Raw genomic sequence first — 14,367 nt, forward strand, 5'->3', positions numbered from 1 at the left:
GGTGAAGCCGGGCGAGTATGAGCTGATCGAGCTGAACACCAAGGGCAAGCACGTCTATACCCATCTGGATAACGACCGTCTGCGGGAGGGTTTGCACGATGCCTTGGGACGTTACCATGCCTCCGGCAGCGTATCAGAGGAGGATACTCGTTTGGCCCGTGAGGTGTTGAGATCCTACGGTTCGCTCCGTGCGGAGACGGACGTGATGCGTTGCAAGATCTACTCATTGCTTCTTTCTGCCTACAAGTTGTTGGGCGATGAGGAGGAGTTCATACGTTTACATGACACGATGCGTGGTATGCTCCCGGTGGTGAAAGCTCCGCAATCCCGTGCCTTGTTGCTGGTGACGCTCTACGGTTGCACGGACAGCGCCCTTTACCGGCAGATGGCGCATGAGGTGGTGGATCCGTGGCGGGGTGAGTCCTCGCCCAAGAAAAGCAAGTTATCCTTGATCCGCCGGCTGGACGATTGCGATCGCTGGCTGAAACACGAAATCAGTTGACAGTTGACAGTTTAAATCAAAAATCATAAATCAAAAAGAAATGTCTTCCCTTCCTTCTGGCGTTCGTTTGGTGGCGTTGCTGAACGAGCATTTGGGTGATATCATGAGCCGCGAGCGAACGAACACTGCTTCCATCCATTTGTATTGCACGGGTCCTTACTGGGTGGCGTTCGAGTACTCAGCCTATCAGTTGCGACGTGCGTTCCCGGACAGCGAGGTTACACCGATGCGCTTGCTCGGCTACCCGTTTCCTGTGGTGATGGTATCCGTGACGGATCGTTCGCTCCGCTCGTATGCCCGCAAGCACATCTTGCGAAGAGACGATAAGGATTACAAGCAATTGACCGTCCCCGGTTTTTCCCTGTCTGATTACCAAGGCTGGCATAAGAGAGAGGTGGAGGGATTGCCATTGCTAAGCGAGACCGTATGAGTGTGGCATACGTATAAGGGCATCGTTTTACACGTATATCGACGTCGCCCCACACGTATATCGGTGTAGGCCTATACGAACGTAGGCGTGAGTCGATGCCGATATACGTGCGGGATGGAACCGATGCCGGGGAAAACAGGTGCAAGTAATGCAAGTAATGCAGCACCTTTTTCCCACACACGCACGTGTACATTATATATGTCGAATCAAACTTTCATACGGCTATCCAGCGTTTCTCATCCGGATTGTTCCATGCCTTGTTTGCGATCGTTTAGTGTAAAATTCTTGTTCTATATCTTGTTTTATATAATGTACGCACGTGTGTGGGAAACAGGTGCTGCATTACTTGCATTACTTGCATTACTAGGGCCTATCCATAAGGACATAGATGTATAAAAATAATAACAAACCAGACATGTATCACAGACAATCATTTCCCCGTTTGGGCGATTACATCGCCACGGTTTTACAAGTCACCAGACTGACCAAGTCCATTATCCGCGTAAGCGGAGGCATTGGCAGTGACACTTACAATTCTTTTAAAAAGGCAAGGACATGCACTTTAGCGTTTACTATCGTTTGGTAGATCTCCTTTGGGACCATCTGTCGGACGAGGAACTTTTCCGCCGTCTGGCACGTGAGGCCTTGGAGCGGTATATCGATTATAAGAAAGAGGAGGAAATGAACGGAGGAAAGAAATAATTTAAGGATGGGCTATGCAAATGAGATTAAGTTTTAACCTCGTGCCTGCCTTCATCGACTAATTAACTAGCCATGATTTTAGAAGAGAGTTTTGGAAAATCTACTGATTTTATCTCAGATGGGATGAACGCCTTCGAGCGTAACGTGAAGCGTATAGGGGACTGCCTTTTGGCCTTTATCGCCTTGGTCGTATTCTCCCCTTTGTTCTTGATCTGTTACATCGCCGTAAGGCGCGAGGATGGCGGTCCTGCCATTTTCAAGCAGGAGCGTATCGGTCGTTTCGGTCGCCCGTTCAACATTTATAAGTTCCGTAGCATGCGTTTGGACGCTGAGAAGTTTGGTCCTGCCCTTTACAAGGGAGGTACGGATCCCCGCATGACCCGTGTGGGCAAGTTCCTGCGCGAGCATCATCTGGACGAGCTGCCTCAATTGTGGAACGTCTTCATCGGCGACATGGCCTTCATCGGCCCCCGTCCGGAGCGCAAGTTCTACATTGACCAGATCATGGAACGCGATCCCCGCTATCGTTTCTTGTACCAGATCCGTCCGGGGGTGACCTCGTATGCCACGCTCTACAACGGCTATACGGATACGCTGGAGAAGATGCTTCGTCGATTACGCTATGACTTGTTCTATCTGGAGCACCGCTCGTGGTGGTTCGATTTCAAGATATTGGTGAAGACGTTCTTGAACATTGCGTTCGGGAAGAAATTCTAGACAAAGAAAGCAGGGAATGGTGATTTCGCCCCCCTTTAAGTCAAAATACCATGAAGAAAGTATTGAAAGGCTGGCTCATCGACAATTCGGTGACCACCGACAACAAGACAGACAAGATCTTGTTACTGGCTTCGGCTGGAAGTTTAACTTTGGATGACGTGCCGGTGTCTTGCTTTTGCGTGTTGCAAGCCCAATACAACTTCATGCGAGGATCTAAAGCTATGGTTAATAGCGTTTAAAAGAGAAATATCTGTTTTAAATGAATTGACAGTTTGATTGCGGAAGGTCGAAGGGATTATGAACTCATGACACAAGAAATTTTGTGTTAAAATCAAATAATTTACAAATTAATCCAATCTTATGGTACTTCTCAACCCCCAGTGAACACTGGGGCTAAGAGGTATGGCCATAGGGGTTGGATGCTTGCTTTTAGAATTCTATTAATTGTCAAAACATAATATATGTCGGAATCCATAAAAAATAAGGCGATACGAGGTGTTGCATGGAGTGCGGTTGAGAAGTTCGCCCGCCAGGGCCTCATGGTCTTTTTCTCCATATTGATCGCTAGGCAGTTGTCGCCGGCCGACTATGGGCTGGTGGCGATGCTGACGATCTTTCTCGTGGTGGCGCAGATCTTCGTGGACTCCGGCTTCGTGGAAGCTCTGATCCAGAAACGGGATCGGACGGAGGTGGATTTCTCGACCACCTTCTGGTTCAACATCGGAGTGGCGGCGGCGATCTATGGCGTGTTGTTCTTACTGTCTCCGCTGATCGCTGGGTTCTATGGGGAGCCGTTACTGGAGGAGCTGACAGTATGGATGGGCTTGATCTTCGTGATCAACTCGTTCCGGACGGTGCAACAGGCGAAACTGAACATCGCAATGGATTTCCATCGGCAGGCGTGGATCTCGTTAGTAGCCATCTCGGTGAGCGGCGGGACGGGTGTCTGGATGGCCTATCGGGGATTCGGGGTGTGGACGTTGGTCTGGCAGGCCTTGCTGCAAAACCTGCTCAACGTGGCGTTACTTTGGGTATCGGCGGGCTGGATGCCCTCGCTCGTGTTCTCCCGCCGCTCGTTCCGGTATTTCTTTAAGTTTGGCTCGAAAATCCTGATAACACGAGTCTTGCATACGTTGTATATGAATGGGAGTTATTTGTTGGTCGGTAAGTTTTACTCACCGGCCTTGACGGGATTATATAGTCAGGCGGTCCAGATGACGAGCTTACTACCTAATTCGATCGATGAGACGCTTTCTCGCGTGGCCTATCCTATTGAGTGTGAGTTGCAGAACGACAACGAGGCGTTACGGCATACCTTTTATCGGTTTGTCCGTCTCAATGCCTTCATTGTTTTTCCGCTGATGACGGGACTCGCCGCGTTAGCCGAACCGTTAGTGAGATTGCTGTTGATGGAGAAATGGCTGGATGTGGTCCCTTTGATCCAAATACTCTGTTTTGGATGGATCTGGCAACCTCTTTCCGGTTTGAACTGGCAGATATTGAACGTGAAGCATAGGAGTGATTATTACATGAAGTCGGAGATCTTCAAGAAGATCATTGCGTTTACCATCTTGTTCTCCACCCTCTTCATGGGGCTGGTAGTGCTCTGCGTAGGTTGGGTGATTTATTGTATCATTGATTTGTATGTCATTACGCTATACACCCGAAGACTCCTTCCGGCTATTACGTTCAAAAACGAGATGCGTGTCTTGGTACCTATCTTGTTGCGGGCTCTGTCGATGGGTGGTGTCGTCTATCTATTGAACTACGCAGTTGATTCGGATATTTTGCGGATCGCCTTGGGCGTACCACTTGGATGTGTCCTCTATACGGGTATCTCCTTATTAACTCGGTCCGAGGAAATACACTACTTGATTGACATGATCAAAAAGAGAAAATAACAATCTCTTTGATATATGATTTATACCATCACGCATTGATTTATGAAAAGGAATACACGTGTGATTTATTCATTCGATCTATTCGACACCTGCTTTATCCGGGCTTGCGGTGCCCCTCGTAACGTATTTGATCTTCTGGCTTATCGTGTTCTTGGAGCGAATAGCGACGAGAGCGCACGGGCTGATTTTGCGTTGGAACGGGTTAAAGGGGAGCGGAAAGCCCGTGCCTTGTCTCAGGTAGAGGAAATAACGCTGGAGGCTATTTACGTTTGTTGTGACTTCATGGCGTTGACCGCCCAATCAAAGACTGAGATCGCACGTTTGGAGATGCAGGTAGAGCGGGAGCAATTGGTTCCCGTGTATGCCATCCGGGAGAAGATAAAAACGCTGCATCGGGAAGGGCATAGCGTTTATTATATCTCAGATATGTATCTGCCGCGAACGTTCTTGTCGGAATTGCTGATCGAGCATGGCTTTTGGCGGGAAGGGGATAAGCTATATGTCTCCTCGGCTTGTGGGAAAACCAAGCATACGGGAAACCTGTATAAGCATATAGCGGCAGAAAACGGACTACGCTTCAAGGATTGGTATCATTGGGGAGATAACCGGCATAGCGATTATCGCATACCGCGTCGTATGGGGATCAAGGCCTCGCTTATTCATCATGTGTATTCCGTATATGAGCGTTTCTTGGTACGGCAGGATTATTTCCCCGGCTTTTTCGTCAACCAGCACCTGGCTGGTTTATCGAGGGCCGTACGGCTTGCGTTTCCTGACGAGCCGCGTTACGCTTTCGCTGCGGACTTGATAGCCCCGCTATATGTGGCCTTCGTTTATCATGTCTTGCGAGATGCCGTCAGCAGGGGGATCAGAAGCCTCTTTTTCCTCGCACGTGATGGCTATATCCTTTATCGGATAGCGAAAGAGTTGGAAGGTGAATTTCCCGGCTTGCGTATGAAGTATCTTTATGTATCCCGCTCATCCTTGTATTTACCCGGGTTGCCGGCGATCACTCCGGATAGCCTGTTGTCTTTGAGAAAGACAATGTTCGGTTTTACGGATGAAACTGAGCTTGACATATTAGGGAACTTCATCACCTCAGAGACATGGCATGAGGTGGAATGCGTCATGCGAAGTGGAAGTGGAAGCGGAAAAGGAGAAGAGCTGTTCGCCAATCCGGAGGTGTTGGCGATATTGTCTCGTTATCATGACACGCAAAGAGACCTTATTTTGAGATACTTCATACAAGAGGGATTGGCGGATCCGATTCACAAGACGGTCGTGGTAGATATCCGGGGTACACGTTCTTGCCAACAAGCGATAAACGCTATTTTGAGACAAGGGGGATTCAGGCCAGCGGAAGGGTATTATCTGGAGGTGGTGGATGAACGGAAACCGATCCAGGAGGCAGGAGACTACCATGCCTTATATTACGCGGAGCGTATGCGCCTCAGTTCGTCTTTACGATACATCAGTGATGAGTTGGGTAGTATTCTCGAACAGTATTTTTCCGTTTCTCCACATAAGCGGACGATCGCTTATCTTGAAGATGACGGGCGAGTACGGCCCGTATTTGAAAATGGAGAAAAGGAGGGCGATACACGGGATCTCATGACCTGTCACGAGGAGACCGTCGCTTTGTTTACCCGTTTATTCATGAGGAATTATTTATACCTGCATTTACCCGCAACACTTGCGCTTGCGACCCAATCGCTCGCTTATTTCAGCCAACGACCTGTATATTCTTATTTGAAAGCCCTACGTGCGATAAGGGTAAATAGCAAAAAGGGCCACTACGCCTATATCGTAAAAAGATTGTCGCCTATGGAATTGAAGCGACATACAGTTAATTGGCGTAGAGGATCCGTCTATTTTACTCTCAGGACAACGATGGGTTATAGATATATAAATAGAGTATTCTTGTTCGGAGTGGAGGCTCTTAAAAGATTACTGAGTCACTTAAACGGGTAAGGGAACGGAATGAATCATACACTTAATTTTACGACGTAATGATATCTTTAATTACCGCGACCTATGGGCGCACGGAAGAAGTACGAACGTTATTGGGTTCTCTCGCGAGGTAGAGCTACAAAGACTTTGAGTTTATATTGGTCGACCAGAATCCGCATTTCATATTGCGGGAGATGGTCGCGGAGTACGCTTCCCGCTTAACGATCCAATATATCCGAAGCGAGGCAAAAGGGCTTTCCCTGAACCGAAATATCGGTCTGGATTATAGCCGGGGAGAGATCGTCGCTTTCCCTGATGATGATTGCTTTTACGAGGAGGATGTCTTGGAGAAGGTCATCGATGTTTTCCAGCGGCAAAAGGATATTGTTCTTGTCGCCACGGCTGTCAAGGACGCTTTTGATGGAAGGGTTTGGAAGGTTTCGGAGAGAGAGCTAATTTCACGTAACAAGACATTAAGATATTGTTTTTCAAATAATATTTTTGTCCGAAAGACGGAGGCTCGTTTCGATGTCCGTTTGGGTGTAGGTGCCTATTGGGGATCTGGTGAGGAAAGCGACTACCTGTGGGAGATCCTTGATGAAAAAGATGTCGGGATATTTCTGCGGGACACTTATATTAATCATCCATATATAGCGGATGTATTCGTTAACATCCCTAAGGCCTATGCTTATGGGTTGGGATTCGGAGCCTTGTTCAAGAAAGAGGTGGTAGGACGTAAACATTACGCTTTCCTGTTTAGGTTTATTTATTATGTACTTCGTTCGGTCGGCGGTTGCTTGCTGAGTCGGCATACGAAGTATTATTATTATACGTTGCGAGGCCGTATAATGGGCTTTGTTACATTTCCTGTATCCATGTGATGATTTATTATACGCTTCCCATATTATCTTTCGTCATAGCGTTTATTCGTCTTAACAAAAGGCGGTGTACCCCTCTTGTCGTCATTCTGCTATTGCTTTGTTTTGTCGTTGGCGCATTACGGGGCGAGGGTGTCGGAGCCGATTACTATGCCTATTTACGTATTTTCCTGCATGGGGACGAAACCATGGAGGCGGGATTCTCTGAACTTATCCGGATCATTAAGTGGTTCGGAGGAGACTATTTTCATCTGATCGTATTGGTGTTTTCCTTGTCCTTCTTTACGAAATACTATGTGTTTCGTAAGATGTCCCCCAATCCATATTTGTCTTTGATGATTTACTTGGGTTTCTGGTTCTTGTCTTATGAGATGAATGGTATCCGTCAGGGACTTGCGTTGGGATTTATTGGTGTAGCCGTTTATCACGCATGGAAGGGGAAGATGTTCTTTTATTGGATATTTATAGGGTTAGCCATATCGGTTCATAATTCGGCTTTGGTATTCCTTCCTTTTGCGTTTTTTGTGGGCAGACCTTGTACGCAAGGTATACAGCTCATATTCCTGTTCATTTATGTTGTCTTGCTGTTTGTCGATGTCTTAGATCCTTTAATAAGCAAGATTGGAGGAGATCTGTATGCGGTGAAAAAGGTCATGGATTATAGTATGGATGACTTTTACAATGGAAATATTCTTTATTCTTTTAGTACGGTTCATCGAGTCATGATCACGGGGTTAATCGTTTACGCTGTACCTCGGATGAAGATCGATGATCGACTAAAGAATATCTTTCTTTGGAGCGCATTATTTAATATGGCTATTTATCTATTGTTTGGGCAGATAGAAATCGTGGCTACTCGCCTCTCCTTGAACTATCGGTTTGTAGAATGTATGACCTTGGCAGGTTTACCCAGTTTGCCCTCACGTAAAGAGAACCGTTTGATCATAGCATATCTCTTGTTTGGATATGTCTTGATACAGGTATATTCAGTGTTATCAATTCCAGACGGAAAACTGATACCGTTCCATTTCTAGTTAATCCAATCATATGAATATATTGTTTGACCTGTCCGGTTGCAATCAACCGTACAACGCGATTACCGTATACGGTTTACGTATATTGGCCGGATTTAAAGAAAACGGCTATAAAGATATCTCGATTCTCTGTGATGCCCGGATATACGATCATGTGCACGTCACGTTTCCGGAATATCCTTGTTTGGAAATCGCTTTTGATACGGGGAGGAATCCTATGACTCTTTTGCGGAATTTCCGACATTGGAAGAACACTGTAAAGAACATAGAACATGATGTTCTTTTTGTTCCTCATGTATTTCCCCCGAACTTCTGTTTTCACAGACGGGATAAGACGGTTCTTGTTCTCCATGATTTACAGGGGTTACGAATCTATAAAGGGCTTCGCTTATGGGCTTGCCGTTTCTTTTATCCCTTGGCCTTATGGAGATGCAAGGCTTCGATTGTCATTTCCGACTTCGTGAGAGAGGACGTGCGCAAGACTTATCCGTTCATTTCTCCCCGAAAGCTAAATACCATCTATAACGGGGTTGTAGTCGATCAACTTCCCCAAAAACGGGATACGCTTCCTGTTAAAGGGAAATATTTACTGTACGTCAGTTCCTTGATGGAACACAAGAATGTGATGACCTTACTGAGAGCGTTTAATCGCCTAAAAGATAAAATTCCTCACACCTTGGTGATCATCGGAAAGACAAGGCCCGTCTGGACCGAAAAAGCGTTACCTTTTATCCAAGAAGAAAACCTTTCATCCCGGATTTACCATGTAACGAAACCTGTTTCTGACGAGACTTTGGCTCAGTATTACAATCAAGCGGATTTGTTTATCCATCCGTCCTTGATGGAGGGATTCGGATATACCCCTATCGAGGCGGCTATCTATGGTACACCGGTATTGACGAATAAGGAAACGGCTTTGTTCGAGACGACGATGGGGCTCTTGAATTATTATGAGCCGGCTACGGACGACAAGGCGATGGCGAATGAGATAGAACGCTTGTTGACGAACCCGATATCTCTTGACAGATTATCGGAAATAGCGAGCACTTTTCGGGAGCGATACGATAATACGAAGCAGGGCAAGAAAATATATGACTTGCTGATTTCATTATCCATGGATTCCAAAGGATAAGATTATATACTTAATAAGTAAACTTGATAAATCATGAACATCTATTTCATTAATCCCCCTTTCAAAGCTGAGTATGGAAAATTCTCTCGTGAGTCCCGTAGTCCGGCAATTACGAAAAGTGGGGCTTTATATTATCCTCTATGGCTGATTTATGCGGCTTTGTATTCAAGCAAACAGGGACATAATGTCTCTTTTTTGGATGCTCCAGCTAAACAGTTAAATGAGGAACGGTCTTTAAACATTATTCGGAAGACGGATAATGAGCATTCATTGTTTGTTTTAGATACAAGTACGCCTTCCATTAAAAGTGACGTTGCTTTTGCCGGGAAGCTGAAGGCATTGTATCCTCACTCGTTTGTCGTGCTTGTGGGGACTCATCCTTCGGCTTGCGCAGAAGAGACGTTGGGTTATTCGAATGCGGTGGATGCGGTCGCTATTGGGGAATATGATTGTATCGTGAATGAGCTAGCGAATGTTCTGGACGCAGGAAAGGATCTGCGGGAGGTTCGAGGGCTTTGTTTTTGGGACGGGAAGGAGTTTGTACGAACCGCGCATATGCCACCGATGAAGAATTTGGATGATCTTCCTTTTGCCTCACAATTTATCAAGGAACATTTAAATGAGAGGGATTACTTTTTCGCTGCTGCCACATATCCCTCTATCCAGATATTTACCGGGCGTGGATGTCCCTTCCGTTGTAATTTCTGTGTCTATCCGCAAACGATGCATGGGCATGCTTTTCGGGCACGATCCGCAGAGAATGTGGTGGCCGAGTTCGAATACATTGCCGCTAATTTCCCAGATGTGAAGGAGGTAGTAATCGAGGATGATACATTTACAGCCAATAAGAAGCGAGTATTGGACATTTGTCGTTTGTTAGTGGAAAAGAAATTGAATAAACGGCTGAAATGGTTATGTAATGCTCGTGTGGACCTTGATTTGGAAACGATGTTGGCTATGAAAAAGGCCGGATGTCGTTTGATTATTCCGGGTATAGAGAGTGGTAGCCAACAGATATTGGATAACATCAAGAAAGGAACGAAGGTGGAATATTTCTATCAGTATGTTGCCAACGCTAAAAAGGCGGGCTTGTTAATACATGCTTGTTATATGGTCGGTAACCAAGGCGAAACCCGGGAAACCATGGAAGAGACTCTTCGGTTAGCGTTAAGGTTGAATACGGATACCGCCCAGTTTTTCCCGTTGATACCTTATCCCGGTACGGAGGCTTATCAGTGGGCGAGGGAAAATAACTATATAGAGACGGATTATGAGAAGTATTGTTTGCCGGATGGTACACATAACACCGTATTGTCTTTACCGGATCTTTCCGCAGGGGAAATGGTTGATTTCTGTAATAGGGCACGGAAGAAATATTATTTACGTGCCAGTTACATTTTACACAGGCTGAGAGTCGGTTTGCGTAATCCTTCAGACTTGAAACGTTCGCTTAAGGCATTCGCTAAGTTGAAACGTTATTTATTTAAATAATCATTTGTATTTAACGTGTTGCCTCTTGTATCCATTATAACCCCGTGTTATAATGCGGCTCCTTTTATATCCCAAGCGATTGAGTCCGTATTGGCTCAATCGTTTGGGGATTGGGAGATGATTATTGTGGATGATTGTTCTAGTGATGATTCACTCTCAATCATTCAAAAGTATGCGAGAATAGATTCCCGTATTCGATATTTACGGACGGATAAACCATCCGGTTCGCCTACGTTACCCCGTAATATGGGAATAAAGGAAGCGAAAGGACGGTATATTGCTTTCTTGGATAGCGATGATATATGGTTACCGAATAAGCTAAGCGATCAGTTAAAAGTCTTCGAGAAATCCGAGGTCGCTATTGTTTTCTCTAACTATGAGAAAGTAAGTCTAGGCGGAGAGCGATGCGGGCGTGAGGTAATGGCTCCTTGTGAGGTTGATTATCGTTTGTTGTTGAAAGGGAATTGTATAGGATGCTTGACAGCCATGTATGATTCAGCCTTGACGGGAAAGATATTTTTCAAGGAAATTGGGCATGAGGATTATGTATGTTGGCTTTCTATCTTAAAGCAAGGGTATAAAGCGCAGAACACAAATACGGTGACGGCTCTTTACCGAGTTAGTGACCATTCGGTCTCTTCGAATAAATTAAAAGCCATGCGTTGGCAGTGGAACATTTTGAGAAATGAGATGGATTTGCCGGTGTATAAGGCTGTTTATTATTTTATTCATTATGCGATTAGAGCTTTTGCTAAGGCTATGAGGTGATCTTACTCAGTGAAATATTTGTATGCCTTAGATCTAGTGCTTACTCATAGACAAACTGTCTTGTAAAATAGAGGGCGATATTCTACTTCCAGCTTATGGAAAGTAAAATATTGCCCTCTATTAGTGTAGAAAAAATTGAGTATTTCATAGAATGAAAACTATAATCGGAGACTTGTTCCGGAAAAAAGTTCTATCTTTGTTCAACAACAGGTGTGGTAAGAAAAAAGGTTATGACGACTATGCGTAAATTACCGATAGGAATACAGAGTTTCGAAAATATTCGGAATGAGAACTATTTATATGTGGATAAGACTGCCTTGATTTACCAATTGGTGACGAAAGGTAAGCCTTACTTTCTGAGTCGTCCTCGCCGTTTTGGGAAAAGTTTATTGATATCTACGTTAGAAGCGCTATGGTTTTCTGAACTTTATAACTCCTTTTTATTCATCTATATCTGATGAGGAAAGAGGCGTACGCTGAAAAACTGGAGGCTAAATGCGAGGGGAAAGATTAGGAGCGTCTTTTATGTCAAACCCCATTCGTATGTAAGTGAGTTTGAGTATATTTGTGTTGACTTTAAATGTAAATAGATTATATGGAAAAACAAAAACAACAACCCCAGCGGTTGCAATCATTGGATGCCCTTAGGGGTTTTGACATGCTCTTTATTATGGGCGGTGCTTCTTTATTTGTCGCTTTGGCGACATTGTTTCCGAATCCTTTTTTTCAGGCGATAGCCGGGCAGATGGAACATGTGGAATGGAACGGATTGGCGCATCACGACACGATCTTCCCATTGTTCCTCTTTATTGCGGGTATCTCGTTTCCGTTCTCACTAGAGAAGCAACGAGGAAAAGGTATGACGGAAGGGGCGATTTACAAGAAGATCGTCCGTCGGGGGATTACCTTAGTTTTCTTGGGATTGGTATATAACGGGCTATTGTCGTTTGAATTTGACCACCTGCGTTGTGCGAGTGTGCTGGCGCGTATCGGGTTGGGATGGATGTTCGCAGCCTTGTTGTTTGTCCGTTTCGGTTGGAAAGCGCGTGCGGGGATAACGGCTCTTATCTTGGTTGGCTATTGGCTGGTGATGGCTTTTGTGCCTGTGCCGGACGCCGGTGGAGCGGGGCCGTTCACGCTCGAGGGAAATTTGGTGGGGTATATTGACCGCCTGTTTCTTCCCGGACGTTTGCACGAGACTGTTTTTGATCCGGAGGGTTTATTCTCCACCGTCCCCGCAATTGCTACGGCAATGTTGGGTATGTTCACTGGTGAATGGATTAAGTTAGGGAAAGAGGGGCTGACCGACAGAAAGAAAGTGCTTTGTTTAGTAGGAGCGGGAGCTGTATTGTTGATCGTCGGCTTGTTATGGAGCTTGGTCTTTCCGGTCAATAAGAAGCTATGGACAAGCTCTTTTGTCTGTGTAGTAGGTGCTTATTCCGTTTGGATGTTTGCTTTGTTCTTCTATATCATAGATGTATTGGGGTGGCGTAAATGGACTTTGTTTTTTACCGTGATCGGCATGAACTCTATTACGATCTATTTGGCGCAGCGTTTCATCCGTTTCTCCTATACTTCCGAGGCTATATTCGGAGGGTTGGAGAAGTTGATGCCCGAGACCGCCCAGCCTTTGGTTAGCGCTATCGCATATATCGCTGTTTGTTGGGGATTCTTGTATTTCTTATATCGCCAACGTATTTTCTTGAAAGTATAATAAACGGATGGAGAAGAAGAAATTAAATCGGTTGGAGTCATTGGACGTACTCCGTGGCTTCGACCTTTTTTGCTTAGTGGTGTTGGAGATGGTGTTGCATCCGCTGGCCCATGCGATCGATATGCCTTGGTTTAATTCTTTTATGTGGGGATTCTCGCATGTGGAATGGGAGGGATTCTCTACGTGGGATCTCGTGATGCCCTTATTTTTATTCATGGCGGGAGTTTCCATGCCTTTCTCTTTGTCTCGTTATAAGGATATGCCCGATAAGATGGCGGTATATCGGCGGATCGGGAAACGGGTGCTACTGCTTTGGGTCTTCGGTATGATGTGCCAAGGTAATTTATTGGCTTTGGACCCAGACCGGGTTTATCTGTATTCAAATACTTTGCAGTCGATCGCTATGGGGTATTTGATTGCTTCTTTGTTATTCTTGCATGTAAGGATACGGGTACAGATCGGTATAGCGGCGGCTCTTTTATTAATCTTTTGGGGAGCGATGGAGTTTATTACAGTCGGTAACTATGGGGGAGGTTCGTACACACCGGATAGTAATTTAGCCGAATGGATCGACCGCACCGTACTGGGACGTTTCCGGGATGGGGCGACGGTGGAGAACGGGGAGGTGATATTCGCTACTTGGTATCGTTATACATGGATACTGAGCAGCTTGAATTTCGGGGTAACCGTGTTGACCGGGTTGTTCGCCGGATATATCCTAAAGAACAAATTATATTCCGAGCGGCTCAAATTACGGATGTTATTCGGTATTGGTCTGGGTATGGTTATCGCCGGATGGCTTTGGGGTATCGAGCTTCCCGTTATTAAGAAACTGTGGACCAGTTCGATGGTATTGGTGAGCAGTGGGTACTGTTTCTTGCTTATGGGGTTGTTCTATTATTGGATCGACTATAAAGGGCATCGAAAGTATACGACTTGGCTGAAAGTGTACGGCATGAATTCAATACTGGCTTATATGCTTACTAACGTGGTAAGTTTTAGGTGTATCGGCGAATCCTTGTTTTTCGGAACCCAGCAATATTTAGGAAATTATTATCCGGTGCTCATTGCCATGTGCAATGTATCGGTAATTTATGTACTTTTGTATGCGTTTTATAAACATAATATTTTCCTTAAAGTATAGAAAC

Annotated in this window: 11 protein-coding genes and 4 pseudogenes; all 15 read left to right on the forward strand. The window is 45.4% G+C overall.

Going from position 1 to position 14,367, the window contains the following annotated elements; all coding sequences use genetic code 11:
* Positions 1–502: pseudogene (locus tag DWY79_RS16315) on the forward strand (transcriptional regulator); the annotation flags it as partial.
* A gap of 40 nt (positions 503–542) precedes the next feature.
* Positions 543–932 (forward strand): hypothetical protein, encoded by a 390-nt coding sequence (locus tag DWY79_RS16320; RefSeq protein WP_122115058.1) that lies wholly within the window; start codon positions 543–545, stop codon positions 930–932.
* 555 nt (positions 933–1,487) lie between these two features.
* On the forward strand, positions 1,488–1,634 hold the full coding sequence (locus DWY79_RS22800; protein WP_005856415.1) for a hypothetical protein: 147 nt from the start codon (positions 1,488–1,490) through the stop codon (positions 1,632–1,634).
* Positions 1,635–1,706: 72 nt separating this feature from the next.
* Positions 1,707–2,351 carry a sugar transferase gene (locus DWY79_RS16330; protein ID WP_122369784.1) on the forward strand — a complete coding sequence of 215 codons (645 nt, stop codon included), beginning with the start codon at positions 1,707–1,709 and terminating at the stop codon, positions 2,349–2,351.
* Between the two features lie 50 nt (positions 2,352–2,401).
* Positions 2,402–2,512, forward strand: a pseudogene (locus DWY79_RS23335) (DNA-binding domain-containing protein); the annotation flags it as partial.
* A 300-nt stretch (positions 2,513–2,812) separates the two neighbouring features.
* A complete protein-coding gene (locus tag DWY79_RS16340; RefSeq protein ID WP_008780475.1) occupies positions 2,813–4,252 on the forward strand; it encodes a lipopolysaccharide biosynthesis protein in 1,440 nt (479 codons plus the stop codon).
* A 42-nt stretch (positions 4,253–4,294) separates the two neighbouring features.
* On the forward strand, positions 4,295–6,223 hold the full coding sequence (locus tag DWY79_RS16345; RefSeq protein ID WP_008780476.1) for a hypothetical protein: 1,929 nt from the start codon (positions 4,295–4,297) through the stop codon (positions 6,221–6,223).
* Positions 6,224–6,351: 128 nt separating this feature from the next.
* Positions 6,352–7,083 (forward strand): annotated as a pseudogene (locus DWY79_RS16350) (glycosyltransferase); the annotation flags it as partial.
* Complete coding sequence (locus tag DWY79_RS16355; protein WP_005868281.1) at positions 7,083–8,114, forward strand: EpsG family protein; 1,032 nt, start codon at positions 7,083–7,085, stop codon at positions 8,112–8,114. The pseudogene DWY79_RS16350 and the gene DWY79_RS16355, both read left to right, overlap by 1 nt.
* A gap of 13 nt (positions 8,115–8,127) precedes the next feature.
* Positions 8,128–9,246: a glycosyltransferase family 1 protein gene (locus DWY79_RS16360; protein WP_005868283.1), complete on the forward strand. Its 1,119-nt coding sequence runs from the start codon at positions 8,128–8,130 to the stop codon at positions 9,244–9,246.
* A 33-nt stretch (positions 9,247–9,279) separates the two neighbouring features.
* On the forward strand, positions 9,280–10,737 hold the full coding sequence (locus DWY79_RS16365) for a B12-binding domain-containing radical SAM protein (protein WP_005868285.1): 1,458 nt from the start codon (positions 9,280–9,282) through the stop codon (positions 10,735–10,737).
* Positions 10,738–10,752: 15 nt separating this feature from the next.
* Entirely contained in the window at positions 10,753–11,505 is a 753-nt protein-coding gene (locus DWY79_RS16370) for a glycosyltransferase family 2 protein (RefSeq protein ID WP_122369786.1), read from the forward strand.
* 230 nt (positions 11,506–11,735) lie between these two features.
* Positions 11,736–11,915: pseudogene (locus DWY79_RS16375) on the forward strand (AAA family ATPase); the annotation flags it as partial.
* A gap of 185 nt (positions 11,916–12,100) precedes the next feature.
* Positions 12,101–13,219 (forward strand): acyltransferase family protein, encoded by a 1,119-nt coding sequence (locus tag DWY79_RS16380; protein WP_122369788.1) that lies wholly within the window; start codon positions 12,101–12,103, stop codon positions 13,217–13,219.
* Positions 13,220–13,226: 7 nt separating this feature from the next.
* On the forward strand, positions 13,227–14,363 hold the full coding sequence (locus DWY79_RS16385) for an acyltransferase family protein (RefSeq protein WP_036651084.1): 1,137 nt from the start codon (positions 13,227–13,229) through the stop codon (positions 14,361–14,363).
* Positions 14,364–14,367 lie beyond the last annotated feature (4 nt).

Source organism: Parabacteroides sp. AF27-14 (assembly GCF_003635425.1).
Classification (GTDB): domain Bacteria; phylum Bacteroidota; class Bacteroidia; order Bacteroidales; family Tannerellaceae; genus Parabacteroides; species Parabacteroides distasonis.